Consider the following 22,542-nt stretch of genomic DNA (forward strand, 5'->3'; position numbering starts at 1 on the left):
CTTTTTAGCGTCCGCAAGGGCGCTTTTTTTCGCCTCAATTTAACCCTCTCTCATCACAAACAAAAAAGGTGAGAAAGAAAGCCATTTCAAATGGTCTATCTTACCTCACCTTTTTTCATTGATCTTTTTTGGAGATCAATTAGCTTTCAACAGAAGCTTCTTTCTTCTTATTAAATCTAAGCGCCGTGTATACAGAGAAAGCAGTTAGCACTAAAAAGAACAGAGCAATCGGTCTTTCGTATAAGAATGACCATGAACCTTCATACAAAAGCAGTGATTTTCTTAAGTTCGTTTCTGCCATCGGTCCAAGAATCATACCAATCAAAATAGGTGACAGTGGCACGCTAAATTTAATCAGTGTAAAGCCTAATAATCCGAAGAACACCGCAACACCAATATCAAACATAGAGTTGTTGATTGCGTATGCACCGATGATCGACAAGAACATGATGATAGGAATCATCAACATTCTTGGGATTTCAATGATTTTGCAGAAGAAGCGAATACCGATTAAGCCAACCAGTAGCATCACGACGTTAGCCACAAGCATGGAGCTAAAGATTCCGTATACAAGGTCTGGGCTGTAAGTGAACAGCAAAGGACCTGGGCTCAAACCTTGAATAACAAGCGCACCAAGTAATACTGCTGTTACCGCATCACCAGGAACCCCTAAAGTAAGCAAAGGAACCAATGCACCGCCCGTTACACCGTTGTTACCCGCTTCAGCAGCACTTAAGCCTTTAATAGAGCCTTTACCAAACTCTTCAGGATTCTTAGAAGAACGCTTCGCTTCGTTGTAACAAACGAAAGAGGAAATATCCGCACCGGCACCAGGAATACTGCCAATCATTGTACCGATAACACCACTCTTCACCGCCGTTGGCGTGATTTCTTTTAAGTCCTTTCTGCTCAGCATTTTCAAGCTGAAACTGCGCAGCACATGCTTCTTATCGTTAACAATAGTCTCGAGCTGTGACAAGGCTTCTGACAAGGCAAATAAACCAATCAGCACAGGAATGATGTTAATGCCGCTGTACAAGTCCAAAACGTCAAACGTGAAACGTGGCACACTGTTAATTGGATCAAGACCAATGGTAGAAATTAGCAAACCAATCGTACCGGCTAACAAACCTTTCAATAGGTTGTTACCCGAAATACTGGAAATGATCGTCAAACCAAAGAGAGCGAGAGCAAAATATTCAGGCGCATTAAACTTCAATGCGAAGCCCGCCAAGATAGGCGCAAAGGCAATCAGAATGATAGTACTGATTAAACCACCAGCAAAAGAAGAAACAGCTGAAATACTTAAGGCTCTGGCCGCTTGACCATTCTTGGTCAAGGTGTAGCCGTCTAATACACTGGCAGCGGAAGCTGGCGTACCTGGTGTATTAAGAAGTATCGCCGCGATAGATCCGCCGTAAATCCCACCAATATAAACACCGATCAGCATAACAAGCGCTGGTGTAGAGTCCATGCCAAATGTAAATGGAAGCAATATCGCTACTCCCATTGTGGCTGTTAAACCAGGCATAGCGCCGAGGATGATTCCCCCTACAACACCAAATATTAGAATAGGTAAAACATCAAAGCTTAAAGCTGTTAAAAGCCCATTGAGTAAATGTTCAATCATAAATTAGCCCTGTAATAAGCCCTTCAGGGAGAGCAACATAAAACACGTTCGCAAAAACATAATAAATGACACAGGTGAACACAAAGCCCGTGACGTAGTACCAAACATTTTTACTTCTAAAGAAAACTAGATAAGCGAGAAAAGCAATCAAAGTAGAAGGAAGATAACCGAGCAGGTAAATCAAAACGGCGTAGCCGATAATGAAAATGGCACCAAATATTGAGTACTTACTAAAAACGGCCGTATTTTCAGATGCTTTATTTCGTTTAAGAAGCTCGCCAGCAATCAGACACAAACAAATAATTATTTGTATAACCGCAATGGCACTTGGGAAAAATTTGGAACTAACACTGGAGTCTTGGAAGCTAGGGGATGGAAACTGGCTGGCAAAAAACAAAAAGACAGCGCTCACAATAATAATTACTATCGGAAAAACAAGGTTTTTACCATTCATATCAATAACCTAATTAGTAAAAAAGTGCCCCTAAATAATTTAGGGGCACTTTATCGTTCATTGCAACTTACTGATTAATTAGAACGCCAAGGTTCTTAGTATCTTGAGCAACAAATTCAGTGAACTCTTTTGCGTTCAAGTTATGAATAGTCATAGCGCCCTTTTTCATGAACTCGACAAACTCAGGAGATGCCATTGCTTTATCAAACGCAGCACCTAGAATTTCAACGATTTCATCTGGTGTCTTTTTAGGAACACCAAGTCCACGCCAAGTACCTGTAGATACGTCAACACCTTGCTCTTTCAACGTTGGTACGTTTGGAAGGAAAGCAATACGCTCTTCTGACATGATACCAAGCGCTTTCAATTGACCCGCTTGAATTTGAGAAAGAGCTTCACCAGGCGTCACCATAGTTACAGCTGTGTGACCACCAAGAACGGCTGGAATCGCTTCAGATGAACCGTTGTAAGGAATCGCATTCAGCTTGATATTTTGGCTGTTTTCTAGCGCCATCAAGTAGAAGTTTGGCTTCGCTGTAGAAGCAAACTTTAAGCTACCGTTTTGTTTTTTCGCTTCAGCGATCAAGTCATTGATGTTGTTGAATGGGCTGTCTTTACTAACAAGAACAACAGCTGGATCTAAGTTAACCATACGAATCAGTTTGAAATCGTCTGCGTCATTTTGCATTAGACCCATTTGAGGTAGAGAAGCAATCTCACGCGTAACAACAGTAACTGTGTAACCGTCTGGACGTTGCTGAGCACCGAAGCTCATACCAACAGCACCAGAACCACCAGTTCTGTTCATTACAATGATATTCTCACCTAGAATGTCTTTAGTAGAGTTCGCGATTGCGCGACCTACGGAATCGGTACCACCGCCTGGGCTAAATGGAACAACAAGTCGGATTGTCTTAGAAGGGTAGTCAGCAGCAGAAACACTTGCAGCAAATGCAACGGCAGCAACCATTAGGGTATTTTTTATAATTTTTTTCATATTGATGACACCTATTATTTTAATTTTGATTTCGGTTTTTTACTCAATCAGCCTCTAAGTGCATGATATTTATACTAATAACTTTCAGACTAATAGATAAAGCCTACTATTTATTAGGTGATTCCTTCCCAACCTCAATAAATACCGCGCTTAAGAATAGACGAGCTAAACTTAAAAACAAGCTTATCACTTCAAGTTATGAGTAATGATTTAGAACCTCTCCGGAGGCTATTTATCAAACTCAGCAAACCAATATTCGTAATACAATAATATATAAAATTCATAATGCAAGTCATGCTTACAAAATTCATAATTTAGTAACCTTCTGCACCATATATAAAAAAGTACCTGTTTCTATATAAAAAAACACCATCTAAAGGTGCTAGATGGTGTTTTTTGATCAACAACGGCCTACCAAGCTCTATTAACTAAAGCTATTTACTCTTTGAATGAAATAGAAGCAAGAATACGGCGATCGCCTTCAAACGGCTGACGAGCATGAAGTACTGTGTGATTGTTGATCCACAATACATCGCCATCTTTCCATTTAAAATTCACACATTGCTCATCCATAGCAGACACCAGCTTATTAAGCAGTTCTTCATCCATGAATTCGCCATTCGCTGTAGCAACCGCTTTTTTACCTTCATTACGGCTGTCATTCCAACCGGTAAACACAGCCACAATGGAATTAAAGAAAACCTTCTGTTGAGTTTCCTCATCATAACGAATGGCAGGAAGCACGCGAGTTTCCGTGCGAACATTACCGTTATCTAACCATTCCCAAGTCATTCCCGCTTCACGCATTTTTTCTTCTGCTTCTTCACGAGTTTGCACTAAGAAAGTATCTTTCCAAGAACGACCAATCGCAGACGTTGTGTCTGTGACTTCAGGCATCACGCGAATATAGCGCACGCCTTGGTCTTCAATTTTTTTCGCAAATTCAGGAGCAATGTCGAAGAAGGTCTTGCAGATCTCTCCCGAATGCAAAATAGACGTTGCGCCGCCTTTCTCTGCCGCTGTCTCACAATAGAAAAAGATATAACCAGGAGGCGTTGGTACTTGTGCCATCTCGTGGTGAAAAGGAATTTTTTCTGAAGCAGGAGACTCATTCGCCGTCACAATACGAGATTCTGTCACCTGTGAACGCGGTGCCGCGCCACCAACATAAGGCATGTTTTTGTAATTCGTCTCGTTAAGCATTTGCTCAAAGTCGTCAGAATTAGCAATTGGAAAATCTCGGAACAAAACCGCGCCATGCTTAATCAGTTTTTCATGCAATTCCGCTTTGTTCTCTTCGACCCAATGAAAGAAGGTAGACGCATCCTTTTTCACTTCGTCATTGTGAGGCGTTACTAGCAAAGGAAAATCCAACCCATTTACTTGTTTTTGTTCTTCTAGTTTGGAAATTACGACACTCATTATTTACTCCTAATGAAAGTAATAGTGTTTAATAAATCTCTACCATCAAGTGAATCAATAGTAGATGAATTCTTAAGTCACTCTAATCTGATTCAACCAACAAGTAAATCAATAGTGAATGAATTTGAATTGAAAGATCCCACAAAATCATTTAAGCCATTGATTTACTTTGCTTATATTTTTTAAAAAAATTTATTCAGAAAAGCTAAAACCTTCATCTGTCAAAGAAATAGCCTGCCCCATTTTTGAGGAATGTTGAGCAGCTAAACCAATCACAACCGCTTTCAAACCGTCTTCAAGAGAAACATCCACGGGCGCACCTTCTGTGATGGCTTTGAAGAAACCAAGATGTTGATAAAAAGTGGAGCCATTATGATCACCAGCATCCAACAACTTATCGTCTACAGGAATGTCTGCCTCAATCGGCCCTTTAGGAGCACGTGGGCTTAATACGACTTTAGGAATAGGTGCAGGACCTAAAGTTTCTGTTGGCCAAAAACGGCCAGGGCCTGGCACAAAGCACTCGAGTTTCGCATCTGAGCCAATGGCACAAATTTCTTCTTGGTAGCGCGAACCTTCTGCGAACATATTGAGATCCAAACAAGCACGCTGGCCATTTTCAAAGTCCGCGATCACAAACGCATTATCAATGATATCAGGCGTTTGTCCGTCATAACTTTCATCAAGGTGATTACAGTCTTGTCCAGTGGATGCATAAACACGCTTCACTTCGCTCTTTGTTAGCAAACGCATTAGATCAAAGAAGTGACAGCATTTTTCAACTAGAGTACCGCCCGTTTTACTGTTAAAACGATTCCAATCATCCACTTTTTCTAAGAATGGAAAACGATGCTCTCGAATATTCAGCATGGTGAATTTGCCAATATCGCCATTTACAATTTGCTTTCTAAATTGAGCAACAGGCGGCATGTAACGATATTCCATCGCAACCCAAATTGGTGCTGGGTGCTTCGCGGCAGCAGCTCGAATGTTGGCAACTTGCTCTAGGCTGGTAACGACTGGCTTTTCAACAAGAATTGGCAGTGTGGTTTGCTCAAACAACTGTAATAGCTGATCGGCATGTTGGTAGTTTGGTGTTGTGATAACAAGGGCTTCAAGCTCAAGGCTAGCATTCAGCATGTCATCCAGATGATTGAAGAAATGCGCATCAGGGACCAATTCCGCACAACGTTTTTGCATTTCTTTATTTGGCTCTGTGATTGCAACCACCTCAGCGCCGTCAATAAGCGCAAGGTTTCTCAAATGCTCTTGTCCCATCATTCCACAGCCAAGAATGCCATAGCGAACACGCTTTTCCATATCTAACCTCTTGTTTTTATTTATGTTAGTTTTGTTTTTTTAAATTGTTTTTTTAATGCCAACGTGCAACATATCGACATTTGCTTGGGTCATACCAAGTAAATGAAAATTCCTCGACCTTGCCTTCGTTCGACCAACTACGACGATGCACCTTCGGCATGATGGCTTTATTTTCTAAGCCCAACGCCTCAGAAACCCATTCAGGCGCCTCGCCACAATCCACTTCGTCTTCTACTCGGCTAATCCAAAAAGAAAATTGCTCTCGGTAATGAAGGTAAAGGGATTCATGTAGATCTTTTGGTTTGAGCTTTGGGTCATGATCATGACGGAACCAAATCTGCTCCATCGCAACCAGTTCTCGGTTCAAATATCTTGCCCGCTTAACACACCAGAGCTTTCCATCACTTTCAACTTTTAACTGCTGTTTAACAAAGGCGTCATCATCGACCGTAACAGACAAAATATCCGCTGTAGGAATTCCGCCGCCTGTGAGAGTTTCTAAGTGAAAGAACTGATAAACAGCACGTCCACTTGGCGCTCGTTTCACATAGTTTCCCGAGCCTTGTCTACGCTCTAATAAACCATCCTCTTCAAGCTTTTTTAAAGCTTTCCGCAATGTCCCAATGGCGACTCCAAGCGTCGTGGCTAACTCAGCTTCAATAGGCAAGCGATCACCAGGAAGCCATTGCCCTGCCGCAATTTCTCTGTTCAACAGTTCACTGATCTGAATAAACAAAGGCAATTGCTTCGCTTGCTTCTTTTTTTCCAAGTGTTGTTTTTCCACTCTGTCTCCTGAGCTTTCTTGCTAATCATTCGCATTTGAAACACCTGATTTTTCTATTGTTAGGCTTATTTTTTCATTTAGCGATACTTTTCACAAAAATTCATTCACCATTGATTTACATCATTAGAATACACTGATAATGTGAATATACAACTACTGGTATTAACAACGACATCTCTCAGTTGAGCCAGTAAATCAAAACAATAATAAGATACAGACAACCTCCATCAAAAAATGAAGGTTACAGTCTTAGGGAAAATACAATGCAAATGATTCAACTCGGAAAATCAGACGTACAACTAAGCCGTTTAGTTTATGGAGTGTGGCGTCTTGCGGATGCAGCAGATGTTTCAACACAGCACGTTCGAGAAAAAATTGATTTGTGCCTAGATCAAGGCATCACGTCTTTTGACCACGCCGATATTTACGGTGATTACGAATGTGAGCAACTATTTGGTCAAGCGCTTGCTCAAGACCCTTCTTTACGCTCTAAAATGCAACTTATTTCCAAATGCGACATCGGGCTTATCTCAGATAAATTCCCAGCTCGTCGTGTGAAGCTTTACGATACAAGTGCTGCATACATTAATGCGAGCGTTGAAAAGAGCTTACAAAACCTTTCTACAGATTACCTAGATCTGCTCCTCATTCACCGTCCAGACCCACTCATGAACGCAGCCGAAACAGGCGCAGCGCTTGATGCTTTGATCGACAGCGGTAAAGTTCGCGCGGTTGGTGTATCTAACTTCGAAGTTTGGGATTGGCGCTTACTGCAAAACAACATGAAGCATCCTTTGGTCGTCAATCAGGTGGAAATGAGCCTGTTAGAAAGAAATGCGTTCACCAATGGAAATTTAAGTGCAATGCAACTGGATTCACTCACACCAATGGCGTGGTCACCACTTGCTGGCGGCGCATTGTTTGCCGACACACCAGAAACTCGTCGCTTAGCGCCATTATTTGAACGCCTAGCCAAAGAACAAGGCGCATCATCTGATCATGTTGCACTTGCTTGGTTATTGGCGCACCCTGCAAATATTCTGCCTGTTGTCGGAACAAACAATACGCAGCGCATTAAAGACTTGTCTAAAATCTTAGACATCTCGATAGACCGTGAAACTTGGTTCGAACTTTGGACTGCCGCTGCAGGCCAAGAAGTGCCTTAATTCGTTACCCTTTAAACGAGAAAAAATAATAACAATGTTTATTGAGGGAGTAGAAAATGGTCATTCTTAGAACATTGGTTACTGGCATAGCGACCATCAACTTTTTGTTAAGCCGTATCGGCCGAAGTGTTGCTTGGGTGTTAGTAGCGGCAATGATTTCTGTGATCTTGCTGCAGGTGTTTTGCCGCTACGTTATTGGCGACGCACTGCCTTGGCCAGAAGAAGCCGCAAGAGCGCTGATGATTTGGATGATGGCGATGGTTTCTGGTGAAGCCTATCGCCGCGGTTCTTTCGTTGCTATCGATATGTTTTTACAGGCCTTGCCTGAAAAGGCTTCTAGCTTATTGAAGTTGGTTTTATTGTTGATGGCTGGCATCGCATTAGTGAAGCTGACATCAATGGGAATAGACTTCTTTGAACGTGGCTTTCGTAGCCGCGCTGCTTCTATTCATATTTCTCGTGCTTGGATTTATCTGGCGATGCCTGTGTGCTTTTTCACTATGTTACTGGTCAATATTGAACTCTGCTTACGCGAGTTGGGTTGCTTCTTGGGACATAAAAAAGAGTTTCAGATTGCTATGGAAGTTCGTGCCGATGCGAATCCAGACTAACCTCTGAGGTTTGCGAATTGCCTCGCATCTTAAACAGCAAGGCAGAAAATAATAATAAAAAAGAGAGACGAAAATATGCTAGCTCTATTTTTACCTTTATTCCTCGTTCTGTTACTGGTTGGTATGCCCGTATTCTTTGCCATGCTTATGGCGCCGGGTTTGATGCTTTATGCCACCGGAATGGAACGTGATGTCGGCTTGTTGTTTCGTAATATTTATAACGGAATTGACTCCTTTCCATTGATGGCGATCCCTTTTTTCATGCTCGCAGGTGAGCTGATGAACCGTGGTGGCATCACCATGAATCTGGTCCAATTTTCCCAATCATTTATCGGTCACGTTCGCGGTGGTTTGGCTCACGTAAATATTATGTCGAGCATGTTGTTTGCGGGTTTATCTGGCTCTGCCGTTGCGGATACGTCTGCAATCGGTTCTATGATGATTCCTGCGATGGAAAAGAATGGTTATAGCCGAAAATTCGCCGCGGCAATTACGGCAGCGTCATCGGTCATTGGCCCAATCATTCCACCGTCTGGCATTATGATTATTTATGCCTACACAATGGAAGTGTCTGTCGCCGCCTTATTTGCAGCCGGCATTGTGCCAGGTATATTAATCGGTGTTGGCTTAATGGCCATGGTTGCCTTAATGGCGAAGAAGTACGACTTCCCTGTTGCTGGCCCTAAATCCACTTGGACAGAGCGCGGCCAAGCAACTAAAAATGCCATCTTCCCTTTGTTTGCCCCGGTTATCATTTTAGGTGGCATCATTGGCGGTATCTTCACACCGACTGAAGCTTCTGCTGTCGCTACCGCTTATGCGCTGATTATCAGTGTCTGGGTAATGAAGACAGTTAAGCTAAGAGACTTGCCGCATATTTTCATCAAAGGCGCGCAAGCATCCGCTGTGGTGCTTCTGTTAGTAGGTTCGGCGATTGCATTTAAGACGGTTGTTAGTTTGTCGCATAGTGCAGAAATTCTAGCGAACTGGGTACTGACGATCAGTGAAAACCCATTGATGTTGTTGTTCTTGATCAACATTCTATTGTTCGTAGTTGGTATGTTCTTGGATGCGGGCCCAGCCATCATTATTTTGGGGCCTATCTTAGGGCCTATCTTTATCAACATTGGCGTTGACCCAATTCATTTTGCCATCATTATGAGTGTTAACTTGACGGTCGGCCTAGCAACACCGCCCATGGGGCTGGTGCTCTTTGTCGCCTCCAGTGTCTCTGGCGAACGTATCGAAAGCATCTCTAAAGCGATATTGCCATTCTTGGCAGTGGAAGTGGCAGTGATCTTTTTGATTACCTTTTTCCCATCTCTATCCATGACGTTACCGAGACTGCTCGGTCTGGTATCTGGATAGTTTGAAATGCAAAGAAAAACCATAAAAGAGGATTTTTTCATGTTCACAAAAACAAAAATAAATAGTGTGATTGCAGCAGGTTTTATTGGCGCAAGCATCATGCTTGGCAATGTCGCTCAGGCAGCTGAGTTTAATATTCGTGCGGTTGCAAACTCAAATGAAAACGATGAAGACTATGATGGCTTGGTCGTCTTTAAAGACTTCGTAGAAGCTCATTCTAATGGCGAAATCGCTGTCGACATCTTTATGGGCACTCAGCTTTGCGGCAACGGTGTAGAGTGTCTTGAAGCCCTAGAAGACGGTGCCATTGATATCTACATTTCTACGTCAGGTGGCGCTTCCGCTATGTATCCTTACGTACAAGTTTTGGATCTGCCTTATGTTCTGCGTGATGACCGCATTGCAGAAGAAGTGTTCACTGGCGACTTTACTCGCGAGTTGCGCAAGCAAATCCTAGAAGACTCAGACAATGTTGTTCGCCTAATGGCTATAGGTAACACAGGCGGCTGGCGTAACTTTGCCAACACCAAGCGTACCGTTAAATCTCCTGAAGATTTGGAAGGTTTGAAAATCCGTACCGTGGTTTCAGACTTACCTCAAGAATTGGTTCGCTCTTTGGGTGCTAGTCCAACGCCAATTCCATGGGGAGATCTTTTCACCTCTTTCCAAACAGGTGTCGTTGAAGGTTCTAAAAACGGTATCACGGATATTATGGGCATGAAGTTCACAGACGCTGGCCTAAAATATGTGACACTTGATGGCCATGCTTACATGTCTGCTTTGTGGTACATGAATAACGATACTTTCTTAGATATGCCTGAAGAACTTCGCCGTGTTGTTGTCGATGGGTTCTCTGCGCTACAGCAAGCAACCTTTGCTTCTCCAAAACGTAAATCAATTGCGGCGTATGAAGCTTTTAACAAAGCTGGCGGTGATTTATACGTTCCAACGCCAGAAGAAAAGGCACAGTTCGCTAAAGCGGCTGAACCTGTATACAGCTGGTTTAAAGAAAGCATTGAAGACGGTGACAAGTGGTTTAACTTGTTGAGTGATGCAGCGAAACAAGCAGAACAAAAAGTAGAAGCTGAATACGAGTCTGATTTACATTAATTAGATTGTTCAGCACAAACAAAAAAGAGACGGCTTGCCGTCTCTTTTTTTATGTCTGTTTTCCAATATCAAGGACGATAATGCTTTTGCAGCCCCATCAGAAAATTACGCAAGATTTGATCTTTGCATTCACAATAGTGGCGATTATCTGGCTTACGAAAAAAGGAGCTAAGCTCATGTTTACTCAGGTTAAATTCAGCCAATGACATGATATCTAGAATCGCTTCAGCTTGAAGATTCAAAGCAATACGCAATTTCATAAAAATAGCGTTATTTGTTAAACGCGTTTCCGGAATAGGTTGAGGGCCTTCTCGCTTACCACGTTTGGTATTAATGAAACCGTTAAGAAAGCTCGCCATTTCGACATCGATCATCTCAACATAGCCAGCATCCTCTTCTTTCTTTAACCAAGCCGAAACCTGAGTTTGAGATACAGAAGAATCTGCCGCAGAAAATATCTCCACGATCGCTAATTCTTTTAAGTCAAAGGTGTAGCGAAGGCGTCGTAGAACATCGTTGTTATTCAAAATGGATTCCTAGTGTTAGGGTTAGCGCCATCAATATAATGGGCTTAAAGATTCATAAGGCGCCAGTTTAACAGATGAGACATTTGATTACTGTGATTAAAACCATCGCGAGAATAATGGAGACCTAAACATAAAAAAACGCGCATCTTCTGAAGAAGTCTGCGCGTTTTTAATATCAGCTCATGTCGTTAGCGTTTTTTCGGCTGGCGTCCATGATAAATAGCGAAGCCTTTATCTCGGAAAAGACGAGTATGTGAACCCAGCGCCGCATCCAAAATCGGCGGATATCGCAAAAAGTCATTCGCCACAACAAACAGTTCACCGTTCAAGGTTAAATGCTGCTTAACCGTCATGAAAAAGCTTTCTGCAATACTGTAATCCGTATTGATTCCAGTATGGAAAGGCGGATTTGTTACAACGTAATTAAATCGACCTTTCACTTCATCTAGCCCGTTTGAAGCCAACGTTGTCAGAGCATCGCTGGCTTGGTTGGCTGCGAAAGTTAGCTCGGTTGCTTTGAGAGCCAATGCACTGTCATCCAACGCCGTGATGCGCGCGCCAGTTTTGTTGTATAACCAAAGCGCGATAATGCCATCGCCACAGCCAAAGTCGAGAATTCGAGCATTGGCGGCATCGCTCATAAAACGATGTTCGTTTAACTGCTTCAATAATAGCTCTGTTCCTTTATCCAGTTTCCCGTGACCAAATACACCAGGTAAACTGCATAAAGTAAGAGTCTGTCCTGCTACTTCTTGTTGCCAAGAGACAATCCAATCTTCAAATACAAAAGGCTTTGCTGGGCGACGTTTGTAGCCCGCATAAAGCAAACAATGTTTCGCACTGTCTAGCTTACCAACCTCATCTAAACCTGCTTCTAAACGCTTGGCGGAGGATTTGACGCCACTTTTATTGTCACCCACTAACCAAATTTGCCCGCCGTCCTTTAGAAGCGGCAAAACTGCAGCCAATAAATAATCCAACAAATCTTTGGCTTTAGGCTGATAAACAATGATGTAGTCGAAGTCTGTGCCATTTTCAGTAGTCCATTGCTCAGACAACAGCAGTTTTTCTTCCGCAAAACCAACACGATCTAGTGCATCGTAAGAAGTTTTAGATTGGCACCAAGCATACACATCGGCCTGCCGACTGATATCCAAAGGATAAGTGTCTTCTGGGTTGGCAAACAAAACCTTGCCTGAGAGTTCATTTTCATTACGTGCCAGCAATTGGCTCGTTGAGTTAAGATTCATAAGTTACAGATAGCTCTTTTATAGAAAGGGTGGTTACAGGCGCTAATAAAGTATTTAAACGCTCTGTCTCAATATCAGGTTGTACTCTCGGATAACGTGGCGCTTTTCTGTCATTCAATAAAGGTGATGTCCAACCCTTCGTCAACATCAAAAAATCTTGAGTGAAAGCATCACCATACTCTAGGCAACCAGACAAAATAACATCAAGGTAACTCAGCGTTATAGGGCAACCTTGAGTTGGTTCAACAATATCGTCCGTATAATAAATCCAGTAGGTTCCTTCCGGTAAAGGCGTGGTTTGATAAGCGCTTAACTGATCCGTTTGGATCATTGCTCGGTGATAACCTCGTTCACGCTCATCAAACAAAGGAAACTGATCAAAAGGCACTTCAACCAGCACACCGTTACAGGCTTTATCTGACGCTTTAATGACAGCGACCGAGCTCATACCAAACTCATCACTCATGACCGACCAATGACGCTCAAAGCCATGCAATTTAACTGGCCAAACCTGACCTGTTTCACCGGTTTTCGCACGACTTTCGCTACTAATCAGACTGCCGTAGCCTAAAATAAAATGTCGATCTGATGAGCTCATATTAGCCTCCAAGCAAGCTGTCATTCATGGAACAATTAGAATGACACGCATGATAGCCTTTGCCCTTAGGCAGTGCCAGCTCAGTTTCTCTTTTACAGCACGAGCAGATTCTATTGATTAGTAGCACAAACAAAGGATTTGGCATCACGGTAGTTACCGCTCTGATATTTGGCGTAAGACGGATAAGGACACAAGGGACGAGTTAACCCTGCCATACGAGATGTAATTTCTGGATTGTCCAACCGAGTTGCGGCAATAACGTCTTGTGGTGCCTTTTGTCTTTCCACCCAATCCATCAAAGGTCGCAGCATATTAAACTGATCTGTCGAGGCACCACCTTGGCCATGAGGCATACCAGGAATGCGATAAAACTTCACGAATTCATCTGCTTGGCCACTCAAGCCAAAATCTAAGAAGTCATACCATCTAACTGTATCCTTAACTGAAAAAACAGGATCACTGTTGCCATGAAATACCATCATTTTGCCGCCATTCTGCTTAAAGCCTGTTAATTTAGGCTTTGCTGCATCCGGAGGCGTCATTAATGTCATGGCAGAATCTGTAAACTCACTATTCGTGGCATATATTTTAGGGGCGTCTCGATCAAAGTCGAACGCCAATAAATATTCTTTTAGGGAAAATACATCGCCTTTAATTTCAGCATAAGGCGTAGTGTATAAATGCGCTAATGATGCACCGCCTTTTACCAAACCTGCAGATTGATAGTTCCAAGCTGAAACATCACTTTTTACTTTCCATGCACGCCAATTATCCGAACGGATACCGGAGTCATAAACCCAGCTAGTGTATAAAGCTTGGTTCTTTGAATTGTGTGGCCCTTGATGCATTTTCATAAGCGCAGAGACTTTTGCTAAAGACAAGCAGTCTCGGTCAAAATTGCTTTTGCACACTAAAGCGGTTGGTTTAAACACTTGCTGACAAGCTTCAGAGGCAAAAATCATGTCGTCGTTTATGCCGTCCAAACCATCACACGCGTTCAAAATATGTTGAGCGAAGAAGTCGAGGTCACGCTGTGTTAAAGATTGGCTGATGTCGTCGTTAACTCGATGCAGAGCTTGAACATCCCACGCGTGCTGTAATGCCGCTCGTGGGGCATTAAAACCGGGAGAGCCAACTAACAAGCCATTAAACATATTGGGAAAACGAGTTGCCGCGATCATGGCTAAGCGCCCACCGTTCGACTGCCCGATGCCATATGAATATCGAATAGGCTTCTCATAATAAAGCTCAACTAAAAAACGGGCGACGGGGTTTAATTGTTCCACCGCTTCGTATGCATAGTTACGACGTGCTTGAGGGTTGTGAGCAAAGGCCACTGTTGAAGCAAGGCCCGCTTCAGGATACGCGCTGGCATCATGGCCGCCATCACTAGAAACAACAGCAAAGCCTTGGTTGATTGCATATTCAGAAGGTAAAAGCCCAGTGATTACCCCCAATGCAGGTTTTACTTCACCACCATAGCCACTATTAAATTGGTAAGCAAAACGTCCTTGCCAAAAATCAGGGAGTCGCAACTCAAACTTGATTGAATAGAACCTGCCATCTTTTCCTAAATACTGAGACATCACGCCCGAAGCCAAACAATAAGGGCTGCGGACTTCTTTATCAGAGCGATGCATGGCACTTTTAATCTCAACGCCTTCAAGCCCATGAGTTAATAATGCTTGGCAACGGAGTTCATCAGCATAAACGGGGCTGGCTCCAAAAATAAAAGCTACGCTGGCCATGATTGCCGAGCTTAAAAGCGTTTTCATTTACATCGTCCTTTTTGGTTTGAGTGTCGAATCCAACTCATTTTTTGAAATAATCGCAAAAGTTTCCAGTAAATACTTCCACGTAAGATTCAACAAGCAGACAATCAAAATAACGAATAATGAGATAAATAGAAAGTTTCGTTAAAGCGGAAAACGAAATAAAAAAGAATACCTTAGCTCAAAGCATGGATGACATTTTATTAATAAGCCCGTTTTGCGATAATGCCGTTTAAATTAATTCATTCGAGCTTCTTTATGCTTATAAAAAATAAGTCACTCTTCATCAAACTTTTAGCCTGCGCATTACTTCCGGTATTTACCTTGATCATTATTTTAGGGCTACAAAAAGCCCCTTCTTTTGATGCTGTTTCGGGGGAATCATACGATTGGAAAAGTGATAAATGGACTCTGATTAATTACTTTGCAGAATGGTGTAGCCCTTGCTTGGAAGAACTTCCTGAACTGAATGAGCTAGCATTGGAAGGCGAGTTACGCGTTTTTGGAATCAGTTACGACAGCTTGTCTGACCAAGAAATTAAAGGATTGATTAATCGTTATAACATCCAGTTTCCTGTATTAAAGACTTCCTCTCTGGAGTCTTTGCCAGTCTCAATTCCTGCGGTGCTACCAACAACTTATATTCTTTCCCCAAATGGAGAGATTGTTGATGTCCTACACGGAAAAGTCACAATAGAAGGGATTAAAAATTTGATCGCTAAGCATGAGAAAGCTGAATAAGCTTTCTCATGCTTCTCAATTACTTAGCCGCTTTTCGCGGATCGATAATATCGAATTTAAACGCTTGTGAAGTGCCATCATCGTATTTCAATACGATCTTAGCTTGCTCACCATGCTTAACACGCTGCTTAAGGCCAATTAGCATGATGTGATAGCCGTTTGGCGCAAAACGAACAGACTCTCCTGCATCGACATCAATGTACTTTTCATGGCGCATAATCATTCGATCACCGTCCATTCTATGACTATGCAATTCCGCAAATTCCGCTACATCTGTCTCAACACCAACAATGCGAACATCATCTTTTGTTAAGTTTTCAACAAGCATGTAAGCAGCGGTGTTGTCGCTACCAGGAATATTGGCTTTTAGGTTTGTTCTGCTGATTTCTAATTGGGCAGAAAAAGCGAATGGGGTAACTGCCATCAAAATGGCTGCGATTGTTTTTTTCATAATGCTTTCCTTTTAAATGCCACTGTGGCGTCGAGTCACTAAGCATTCTGAACCAGACTTGATGCTTGTTAATGTCGCATTTCTTGTAAGACGCTCTTTATGACGTAAGAAGAAACTGTCTTTGCTTAATCGACCAACGTATTCCCACTTCTTAAAAACTTGTTCACGAACGGCTAAACAAGTTTCAGGTAGTGCAAACACTTCTTGGTAAGACACTTCACATTCGCCATTTACCATAGGTGCCGCATTAAACTGCACCTGAGCATCTTGGTCGTTATAGGAAATAACACCAATGACAGTGAATGGATATTTATTCGCATGATGCTTAGGCTGATCCACATAAAGTCTGTGTTCATTTTTGCCAATCAGCTCATCGGCGATAGCGATTAAAGGCTGTTTGCATTGTTCGATTTCATGCTCCTCCGCTATAACAGACATAGAGGTTTCTGCATGTGCATTTAGGGATACAGTGAACAAAGAAATAGTACTAAAGATCAAAAACAAATGACGGGTAATATACATAACACATCCTTTCATTTAGGTGTGACAATGGATAGAAAGTTAGGAAGAAGTGCTTTCCATATTTTGAAGCTGCTTGATTCGAGCAGCCAGCTCACTCGGAGTCGTACTATGGCTCATTGTTGTAAACAATTTGCCTTGCTTATCGATCATATAAAAGCGAGATGAGTGATCTACAGTGTAGCCAAGTGCAGAGCCTTCAAGGTCTGTTAATTCGAAAAACACACCGTAATCAGAGGTAACTTTATCGATTTCTTCTTTTGTTCCAGTCAGCGCCAAAAGATCATTGTCGTAATAGTCACCAAAGTCATAGAGATCCTCTAAAGAGTCTCTCTCTGGGTCAACACTAATAAATAAGAACTGAACATTGTCTCGTTCTTCATCAGTCAGTTGTTTGTAGGCGGCTTGAACAACGCCAATAGAAGCAGGACATGCTTCAGTGCAACTTAAGAATCCAAAATACACAACGCCCACTTTGCCTTCGATATCAGACAGTGAAAAGGGGCCTTGCTTTGTTTCCAAAGTAAAAGGTCCGCCTAATTCACTCAGTGGTTTGTATTTCTCTCCAATCGGACGAGTCGTTGTTGCCACATAGAAAACAATGATAGAGATAGAGAGAAAAAGAGCCGCGAAGACTGAGATTTTTACGATTTTGGATTCATTCATGATTGCACTGCCAGTTGAGAAGGTTGCAATGAAGCAACCTCTACTTGTCCATGATTCACATAATCAACCGAGATCAGAACGCTAAATACCGTGATGATAAGAATAGAAAAGACGAATAACTTTCTTCCCCAAGCTTGTTCATTTTCCACGTTATAGCCAACCTTAACGAGGTAAATCCAATACAGACTCATTAGGCTGACAACCAATGCGTAGACCACTCCTACAAAGCCTCTTTCAAACAGCATCAAAGCCGCCACAGCGAAGCCTACGATGTAAACATACATATGATATCTGGCTGTTTGTACGCTGTATTTCACAGGTAAGACAGGAATATTCGCCGCTTTATAGTCTTCAAAACGACAAATAGCGATGGCATAAGAATGAGGAATTTGCCAAAAGCAAAAGGTCAACAACAAGATAGCAGCACCGATATCAAAACCGTTACTGATACTGACGTAACCCATCACCGGAGGACAAGCACCCGATAAGCTACCAACAAGCGTTCCGTATACAGAGTTACGTTTATACTTAAGAGTATACAAACCAACGTAAACTAGAATTCCGATAACACCGAATAGCACAGCATGCACTGTAGTGAAAATGTATAGCAGGGCAAAGCCAATAGCACCAAGCACTACCGACATAATGAGTGCAGAACTCACACTAATACGCCCTTGAGCCAAAGCGCGATTTTTCGTGCGGCTCATTTTTAGATCAATATCACGATCAACATAGTTATTAATAATACATCCGCAAGCAACAATACATGTTGTGCCCACCATGACTATTAAGAACAAAAACCAATCGATATTGCCTTTAGCAGCAAGGAAAAAGCCGCTTGCAGCGGCTATAAGATTTCCGAAGATAATGCCTGGCTTGGTCAGCGAAACATAGTCTTTAAACATAATTTTCTCGACTAGGTTAGTGACCCATCAGCATATTATGATTCAAGTGTTCGAATATCCACATAGAACCAACAATGACGAAAAGTAGAATAAATAGTGCGTAGACAGCCGATACAGTTAACCAAGTTTGCTTAGAAGAACCGTTCATATGTAGGAAGAAAACCATTTGAACAAGAACCTGAGCAATCGCCGCTGCAACAATCGTTACTACGACAAAGGTATCGCTGCCAGTATCCGTCATCACTAAGTAAAAAGGGATAACCGTTAGTACAATAGATAGAATCAGACCCGTAACGTATTCTTTAACGCTACCGTGGGCTTGTCCGCCAGGACCAGTTTTTGTTGATGACATTACATAGCTCCTCTTAAATAAACAAAGCTAAATACACAAATCCAGATAATGTCTAGGAAATGCCAGAACAAACTTAAGCAAGCCAAACGAATTTTGTTTTCGTTACTAAAGCCATCGCGGTTAAAGTGAATGAACAAGAAGAACATCCAAATCAAACCAGCTGTTACGTGCAAACCGTGAGTCGCTACCAAGCTGTAGAAAGATGTCCAGTAGCCACTCGTTTGTGGTGTCGCACCTTCATGGCTGAAATGTACGAATTCGTAGATTTCCATGCCAAGGAAGCCAAGACCTAAGATGGCTGTAATAATTAGCCAGAACTTAGTTTTAGCCATGTTTTCAACATTAGCGCCTAACATTGCCATACCGAAGGTAAAACTACTCAACAACAGTAGAGCTGTCTCAACGGCAACAAAGCTTAAATCGAACAACTCATCAGGAGTAATGCCGTTTGCAAAGTTTTGACCCATTACAGCGTAAGTTGCAAACAAAGTACTAAACAACAAACAGTCACTGATTATGTATAGCCAAAACCCGAACACGTAGCGATCAGCGGCTTCCGCCTCATGATGGTGATGATCGTCATGGTCATGAAGATCATGATCGTTAGTTAATGCAGTCATAAATATCTTCCAAAATTTAAATTCTAGTTACAGCGCCATCTTTGGATAACGCTGTAACTACGGTTTATTGGTTACTTAAACAACCGTGCTGTCATTTTGATCTGATGGTGTCCACTTTTTGTAGTACTTAGCATTCTTCTCAAAGTAATAGTTACGACCTTCATTACTCTTCAAGAATTCACCTTCGATCTCTTCAACTTCAGGAACTTCAACGTAGTAATCTTTATCACGTTCGAAGTTGAGTTTGACCCAGCAAGCGAAGATAGCGGCTACAGATGCAATAACCATCCACCAGATATGCCATACAAAACCAAATCCCATAGGTAATGTTAGTAAACCTAACACTGGACCAGCCCACGTATTTTTCGGCATATGGATGCGGCTGTACTTCTCAGGACGCTTGTAAGCGATGCCTTTTTGTTTCATATCAAGCAACGGATCACGATCATTGATGTGTGGAACATCGCCAAAGTTGTAGAACTGTGGTGGAGATGTTGTGTACCACTCTAGAGTGTGACCATCCCATGGATCGCCCGTAACATCTTTGTATTGAGGATCGTTACGCTTGTATAGGCTCCACGCGATATTGACAACTTGAGTACCGATACCTGCAGCAATCAGAGCAACACCGATAAGCGCAATGTACATAGGCAATTGCCACTCTGGGTTATCAATGTACTGTAGACGACGAGTCATACCGTCGAAACCAGTGTAGTACAGAGGAACCCAAGCGAAGAAGTAACCGAAGAACCAAAGTCCTACAGACCACTTGCCTAGTGTTTCGTTCAATTTCACACCAGTTGCTTTAGGGAACCAGTAAGTGAAACCAGCGAAGTAACCGTATACCGCACCACCAATGATTACGTTATGGAAGTGAGCAGGTACAAACATACTGTTGTGCAGTACGAAATCGTTCGCAGGAATAGAAAGCATTACACCTGTCATACCACCCACCGTAAAGGTGATCAGCATGGCGATTACCCACCACATAGAAGCGGTAAGTTCTACGCGACCTTTATACATAGTAAAGATCCAGTTGTAGAGTTTCACACCTGTTGGGATACCGATGATCATTGTCATGATACCGAAGAAGGCATTGACACTTGCGCCAGATCCCATAGTGAAGAAATGGTGCAGCCATACTAGGAATGACAATAACATGATGGCAATTGTCGCCCAGACAAGGGAAACATAGCCGAATAGACGTTTTCTTGAGAAGGTCGCCGTCACTTCGGAAATCATACCGAATGCTGGCAATACCAAGAAGTACACCTCAGGGTGACCCCAGGCCCAAATCAAGTTAACCCACATCATTTGGTTGCCGCCATCATCATTCGTAAAGAAGTTGAAGTCTAAATAGCGGTCAAGCGTCAACTGAGCAATCGCAACAGTTAGAATAGGGAAGATAACAAGCGCAATTACGTTGGCACAGAATGTAGTCCAAGTGAACACAGGCATTTTCATCATTGTCATGCCAGGAGCACGCATTTTCAGAATCGTCGCCACAAAGTTAACCGCGGTTAAAGTCGTACCGATACCAGAGATCTGCAATGCCCAGATCCAATAATCGACCCCGACCCCGGGACTGTATTCGATACCAGAAAGAGGTGTGTAAGCCAACCAACCTACTGCAGCGAATTCGCCAACAAATAGAGAGATGTTTACAAGTAGAGCACCAACTAAGAACAAGTAGAAACTTAACGAGTTCAAGAAAGGATAAGCTACGTCACGAGCACCGATCTGCAACGGCATGATGACGTTCATAATACCTATCATCAGAGGCGTTGCTACGAAGAAAATCATGATAACGCCATGAGCGGTAAAGATTTGGTCGTAGTGTTCTGGTGGTAGATAACCTTCACCAAAGGTATCGGACGTCGATAACGCTTGGTGGGTTCGCATTAGAATTGCATCGGAGAAGCCCCGTACCAACATGACCAGAGCAACAATACAGTACATGATACCGATTTTCTTATGGTCTACAGAAGTAAACCATTCGTTCCATAGGTATCCCCACAATTTCTTGTAGGTAACAAAAGCAACCAATAGCAAGCCACCTAAAATAGCGGCAAACATCACTGGCGCAACGACAGGATCATGGAAAGGGATTACGCCCCAGTGCAACTTACCAGTCAGCACATGAGGGTCTTTGATTAGATCAGTTTGAACCATTTTGGGCTCCAATGAAAGACTCAATAATATTCTTAAACTGTAGAGGATCTATTGATGAGAAATACTCCACTTTATGATCACGTGTCTTTTCAATTAAGCGATCATATTCAGCATCAGTTAGTACTTGGCCAGAAGCTTTAACGCTTTCTACCCATTTTCCAAAATCTTCTTCTGACGTAACTTTCGCTTTAAAGCGCATCCCAGCAAAGCCAAAACCACTGTAGTTTGCAGAAATACCTCGGTATTCGCCTATTTCCGTACCCATTAGGTTCATACGGTTTTCCATACCGGCCATAGCGTAAATTTGCCCACCAAGCTTAGGAATGAAGAAGGAGTTCATAGTCGATTGAGAGGTCACCAAGAATTCAACAGGTCGGTCAACAGGGAAGGCCACTTCGTTGACTACCGCTATTTTTTCTTCTGGGTATAAGAAAAGCCACTTCCAATCCATTGCAACCACTTGAACAGTCAAAGGCTCTTTGTCAGAAGCAAGCTCTTTTCTCGGATCAAGGGAGTAAGATGTAAAGTAGGTAATCGTTGCTAGGATAACAATGATTACAACTGGTACACCCCAAGCAAAAAATTCGATCTTACTAGAGTGTTCCCACTCCGGGTCGTAAGACTCATCAGCTTTACTTGCATGGTATTTATAGGGAATCCAAATAGACATTAAAATAGTTGGAATAACTACAATAAGCATCAATCCCATAGTAAGTAGAATAGTGTCACCAATTTCTTTACCTGTGACACCACTAGAATCGAACAAAGCTAAGTCACAGCCACTTAAAAGCAGCGCAAGTGAAAATAGCATGGTTGATTGGAACAGTCTTTTCTTCATCTGTAACCTCAGAATGTCCTAGAGCAAGTGTTGCGAGTGGACTAGGCGCTTAATGTAAACTCATAGAATTCATAAACATTGAATCAGCGGTTAAGAAAACCCGATTAAATGCTTAATAAAGTTAAATCATGAGCATCTTGTAGATACCACCCAATAACCACAGACAATTTGCGGAATTAGGTTAAGCCTGACAATTATATTTTTGCACTAGGGCTTTTACAATAGTCAGGGCGTATAAATACCCCCTAGCCGATTGTTTGCACAATTCG

23 protein-coding genes are annotated in these 22,542 nt (G+C 42.4%); 5 read left to right on the top strand and 18 right to left on the bottom strand.

What is annotated here, in order from left to right; translation table 11 throughout:
* Positions 1 to 139 precede the first annotated feature (139 nt).
* From ACMUMQ_RS08235 to ACMUMQ_RS08260, 6 genes are all read right to left on the bottom strand, one after another.
* The gene (locus ACMUMQ_RS08235) at positions 140 to 1,630 is read right to left on the bottom strand and encodes a tripartite tricarboxylate transporter permease (RefSeq protein WP_414681509.1); all 1,491 of its coding nucleotides are present in this window, start codon (positions 1,628 to 1,630) and stop codon (positions 140 to 142) included.
* Positions 1,623 to 2,084, bottom strand: coding sequence for a tripartite tricarboxylate transporter TctB family protein (locus ACMUMQ_RS08240; protein WP_414681510.1), 462 nt, complete (start codon positions 2,082 to 2,084; stop codon positions 1,623 to 1,625). The genes ACMUMQ_RS08235 and ACMUMQ_RS08240 overlap by 8 nt, the downstream gene beginning before the upstream one ends.
* Before the next feature lie 67 nt (positions 2,085 to 2,151).
* A complete protein-coding gene (locus tag ACMUMQ_RS08245) occupies positions 2,152 to 3,081 on the bottom strand; it encodes a tripartite tricarboxylate transporter substrate binding protein (RefSeq protein ID WP_414681511.1) in 930 nt (309 codons plus the stop codon).
* 438 nt (positions 3,082 to 3,519) lie between these two features.
* Positions 3,520 to 4,503: a TauD/TfdA family dioxygenase gene (locus ACMUMQ_RS08250; RefSeq protein WP_414681512.1), complete on the bottom strand. Its 984-nt coding sequence runs from the start codon at positions 4,501 to 4,503 to the stop codon at positions 3,520 to 3,522.
* Between the two features lie 192 nt (positions 4,504 to 4,695).
* On the bottom strand, positions 4,696 to 5,823 hold the full coding sequence (locus tag ACMUMQ_RS08255; protein ID WP_414681513.1) for a Gfo/Idh/MocA family protein: 1,128 nt from the start codon (positions 5,821 to 5,823) through the stop codon (positions 4,696 to 4,698).
* Between the two features lie 52 nt (positions 5,824 to 5,875).
* Entirely contained in the window at positions 5,876 to 6,607 is a 732-nt protein-coding gene (locus tag ACMUMQ_RS08260) for a GntR family transcriptional regulator (protein ID WP_414681514.1), read from the bottom strand.
* A gap of 263 nt (positions 6,608 to 6,870) precedes the next feature.
* On the opposite strand from ACMUMQ_RS08260, the gene ACMUMQ_RS08265 reads away from it, so the two are divergent.
* The 4 genes from ACMUMQ_RS08265 (at position 6,871) to ACMUMQ_RS08280 (ending at position 10,862) form a co-directional block, all read left to right on the top strand.
* Complete coding sequence (locus ACMUMQ_RS08265; RefSeq protein WP_414681515.1) at positions 6,871 to 7,773, top strand: aldo/keto reductase; 903 nt, start codon at positions 6,871 to 6,873, stop codon at positions 7,771 to 7,773.
* A gap of 56 nt (positions 7,774 to 7,829) precedes the next feature.
* Positions 7,830 to 8,384, top strand: coding sequence for a TRAP transporter small permease (locus tag ACMUMQ_RS08270; RefSeq protein WP_414681516.1), 555 nt, complete (start codon positions 7,830 to 7,832; stop codon positions 8,382 to 8,384).
* A 75-nt stretch (positions 8,385 to 8,459) separates the two neighbouring features.
* Positions 8,460 to 9,752 (top strand): TRAP transporter large permease, encoded by a 1,293-nt coding sequence (locus ACMUMQ_RS08275; RefSeq protein ID WP_414681517.1) that lies wholly within the window; start codon positions 8,460 to 8,462, stop codon positions 9,750 to 9,752.
* A 39-nt stretch (positions 9,753 to 9,791) separates the two neighbouring features.
* The gene (locus ACMUMQ_RS08280) at positions 9,792 to 10,862 is read left to right on the top strand and encodes a TRAP transporter substrate-binding protein (protein WP_414681518.1); all 1,071 of its coding nucleotides are present in this window, start codon (positions 9,792 to 9,794) and stop codon (positions 10,860 to 10,862) included.
* 68 nt (positions 10,863 to 10,930) lie between these two features.
* On the opposite strand, the gene ACMUMQ_RS08285 is transcribed toward ACMUMQ_RS08280, so the two are convergent.
* From ACMUMQ_RS08285 to ACMUMQ_RS08300, 4 genes are all read right to left on the bottom strand, one after another.
* Positions 10,931 to 11,389, bottom strand: coding sequence for a YehS family protein (locus ACMUMQ_RS08285; RefSeq protein ID WP_317005627.1), 459 nt, complete (start codon positions 11,387 to 11,389; stop codon positions 10,931 to 10,933).
* Positions 11,390 to 11,577: 188 nt separating this feature from the next.
* On the bottom strand, positions 11,578 to 12,639 hold the full coding sequence (locus ACMUMQ_RS08290; RefSeq protein ID WP_414681519.1) for a class I SAM-dependent methyltransferase: 1,062 nt from the start codon (positions 12,637 to 12,639) through the stop codon (positions 11,578 to 11,580).
* Positions 12,629 to 13,237, bottom strand: a complete 609-nt coding sequence (locus ACMUMQ_RS08295) for a gamma-glutamylcyclotransferase family protein (RefSeq protein ID WP_414681520.1) — start codon at positions 13,235 to 13,237, stop codon at positions 12,629 to 12,631. The genes ACMUMQ_RS08290 and ACMUMQ_RS08295 overlap by 11 nt, the downstream gene beginning before the upstream one ends.
* A 110-nt stretch (positions 13,238 to 13,347) precedes the next feature.
* Positions 13,348 to 15,012, bottom strand: coding sequence for a tannase/feruloyl esterase family alpha/beta hydrolase (locus tag ACMUMQ_RS08300; RefSeq protein ID WP_414681521.1), 1,665 nt, complete (start codon positions 15,010 to 15,012; stop codon positions 13,348 to 13,350).
* Positions 15,013 to 15,267: 255 nt separating this feature from the next.
* Between ACMUMQ_RS08300 and ACMUMQ_RS08305 the strand changes: the two genes are divergently transcribed.
* Positions 15,268 to 15,750, top strand: coding sequence for a TlpA family protein disulfide reductase (locus ACMUMQ_RS08305; protein ID WP_414681522.1), 483 nt, complete (start codon positions 15,268 to 15,270; stop codon positions 15,748 to 15,750).
* Positions 15,751 to 15,769: 19 nt separating this feature from the next.
* On the opposite strand, the gene ACMUMQ_RS08310 is transcribed toward ACMUMQ_RS08305, so the two are convergent.
* The 8 genes from ACMUMQ_RS08310 to cyoA form a co-directional block, all read right to left on the bottom strand.
* Positions 15,770 to 16,201, bottom strand: coding sequence for a copper chaperone PCu(A)C (locus tag ACMUMQ_RS08310; RefSeq protein WP_414681523.1), 432 nt, complete (start codon positions 16,199 to 16,201; stop codon positions 15,770 to 15,772).
* 12 nt (positions 16,202 to 16,213) lie between these two features.
* Positions 16,214 to 16,723: a hypothetical protein gene (locus ACMUMQ_RS08315; RefSeq protein ID WP_414681524.1), complete on the bottom strand. Its 510-nt coding sequence runs from the start codon at positions 16,721 to 16,723 to the stop codon at positions 16,214 to 16,216.
* 39 nt (positions 16,724 to 16,762) lie between these two features.
* Positions 16,763 to 17,386 carry an SCO family protein gene (locus tag ACMUMQ_RS08320; RefSeq protein ID WP_414681525.1) on the bottom strand — a complete coding sequence of 208 codons (624 nt, stop codon included), beginning with the start codon at positions 17,384 to 17,386 and terminating at the stop codon, positions 16,763 to 16,765.
* Positions 17,383 to 18,291, bottom strand: coding sequence for a heme o synthase (cyoE, locus tag ACMUMQ_RS08325; protein WP_414681526.1), 909 nt, complete (start codon positions 18,289 to 18,291; stop codon positions 17,383 to 17,385). Before cyoE ends, ACMUMQ_RS08320 begins: the two co-directional genes overlap by 4 nt.
* 16 nt (positions 18,292 to 18,307) lie before the next feature.
* Positions 18,308 to 18,643, bottom strand: a complete 336-nt coding sequence (cyoD, locus tag ACMUMQ_RS08330; RefSeq protein WP_414681527.1) for a cytochrome o ubiquinol oxidase subunit IV — start codon at positions 18,641 to 18,643, stop codon at positions 18,308 to 18,310.
* Positions 18,643 to 19,263, bottom strand: coding sequence for a cytochrome o ubiquinol oxidase subunit III (gene cyoC / locus ACMUMQ_RS08335; protein ID WP_414681528.1), 621 nt, complete (start codon positions 19,261 to 19,263; stop codon positions 18,643 to 18,645). Before cyoC ends, cyoD begins: the two co-directional genes overlap by 1 nt.
* Before the next feature lie 75 nt (positions 19,264 to 19,338).
* Entirely contained in the window at positions 19,339 to 21,435 is a 2,097-nt protein-coding gene (locus ACMUMQ_RS08340) for a cbb3-type cytochrome c oxidase subunit I (protein WP_414681529.1), read from the bottom strand.
* On the bottom strand, positions 21,422 to 22,273 hold the full coding sequence (gene cyoA, locus ACMUMQ_RS08345) for a ubiquinol oxidase subunit II (protein ID WP_414681530.1): 852 nt from the start codon (positions 22,271 to 22,273) through the stop codon (positions 21,422 to 21,424). The genes ACMUMQ_RS08340 and cyoA overlap by 14 nt, the downstream gene beginning before the upstream one ends.
* Between the last annotated feature and the right edge of the window lie 269 nt (positions 22,274 to 22,542).

This window comes from Marinomonas algae (genome assembly GCF_047525555.1).
Lineage (GTDB): Bacteria > Pseudomonadota > Gammaproteobacteria > Pseudomonadales > Marinomonadaceae > Marinomonas.

Bases quoted from the DNA above. Each gene is read 5' to 3' on its own strand.
- ACMUMQ_RS08315 (WP_414681524.1), bottom strand. From the start codon at position 16,723: ATGTATATTACCCGTCATTTGTTTTTGATCTTTAGTACTATTTCTTTG.
- ACMUMQ_RS08250 (WP_414681512.1), bottom strand. From the start codon at position 4,503: ATGAGTGTCGTAATTTCCAAACTAGAAGAACAAAAACAAGTAAATGGG.
- ACMUMQ_RS08340 (WP_414681529.1), bottom strand. From the start codon at position 21,435: ATGGTTCAAACTGATCTAATCAAAGACCCTCATGTGCTGACTGGTAAG.
- ACMUMQ_RS08280 (WP_414681518.1), top strand. From the start codon at position 9,792: ATGTTCACAAAAACAAAAATAAATAGTGTGATTGCAGCAGGTTTTATT.
- ACMUMQ_RS08265 (WP_414681515.1), top strand. From the start codon at position 6,871: ATGCAAATGATTCAACTCGGAAAATCAGACGTACAACTAAGCCGTTTA.
- ACMUMQ_RS08310 (WP_414681523.1), bottom strand. From the start codon at position 16,201: ATGAAAAAAACAATCGCAGCCATTTTGATGGCAGTTACCCCATTCGCT.
- ACMUMQ_RS08235 (WP_414681509.1), bottom strand. From the start codon at position 1,630: ATGATTGAACATTTACTCAATGGGCTTTTAACAGCTTTAAGCTTTGAT.
- ACMUMQ_RS08270 (WP_414681516.1), top strand. From the start codon at position 7,830: ATGGTCATTCTTAGAACATTGGTTACTGGCATAGCGACCATCAACTTT.
- ACMUMQ_RS08255 (WP_414681513.1), bottom strand. From the start codon at position 5,823: ATGGAAAAGCGTGTTCGCTATGGCATTCTTGGCTGTGGAATGATGGGA.
- ACMUMQ_RS08300 (WP_414681521.1), bottom strand. From the start codon at position 15,012: ATGAAAACGCTTTTAAGCTCGGCAATCATGGCCAGCGTAGCTTTTATT.
- ACMUMQ_RS08240 (WP_414681510.1), bottom strand. From the start codon at position 2,084: ATGAATGGTAAAAACCTTGTTTTTCCGATAGTAATTATTATTGTGAGC.
- cyoE (WP_414681526.1), bottom strand. From the start codon at position 18,291: ATGTTTAAAGACTATGTTTCGCTGACCAAGCCAGGCATTATCTTCGGA.
- cyoD (WP_414681527.1), bottom strand. From the start codon at position 18,643: ATGTCATCAACAAAAACTGGTCCTGGCGGACAAGCCCACGGTAGCGTT.
- ACMUMQ_RS08275 (WP_414681517.1), top strand. From the start codon at position 8,460: ATGCTAGCTCTATTTTTACCTTTATTCCTCGTTCTGTTACTGGTTGGT.
- cyoC (WP_414681528.1), bottom strand. From the start codon at position 19,263: ATGACTGCATTAACTAACGATCATGATCTTCATGACCATGACGATCAT.
- ACMUMQ_RS08320 (WP_414681525.1), bottom strand. From the start codon at position 17,386: ATGAATGAATCCAAAATCGTAAAAATCTCAGTCTTCGCGGCTCTTTTT.
- ACMUMQ_RS08305 (WP_414681522.1), top strand. From the start codon at position 15,268: ATGCTTATAAAAAATAAGTCACTCTTCATCAAACTTTTAGCCTGCGCA.
- ACMUMQ_RS08295 (WP_414681520.1), bottom strand. From the start codon at position 13,237: ATGAGCTCATCAGATCGACATTTTATTTTAGGCTACGGCAGTCTGATT.
- ACMUMQ_RS08290 (WP_414681519.1), bottom strand. From the start codon at position 12,639: ATGAATCTTAACTCAACGAGCCAATTGCTGGCACGTAATGAAAATGAA.
- ACMUMQ_RS08245 (WP_414681511.1), bottom strand. From the start codon at position 3,081: ATGAAAAAAATTATAAAAAATACCCTAATGGTTGCTGCCGTTGCATTT.
- cyoA (WP_414681530.1), bottom strand. From the start codon at position 22,273: ATGAAGAAAAGACTGTTCCAATCAACCATGCTATTTTCACTTGCGCTG.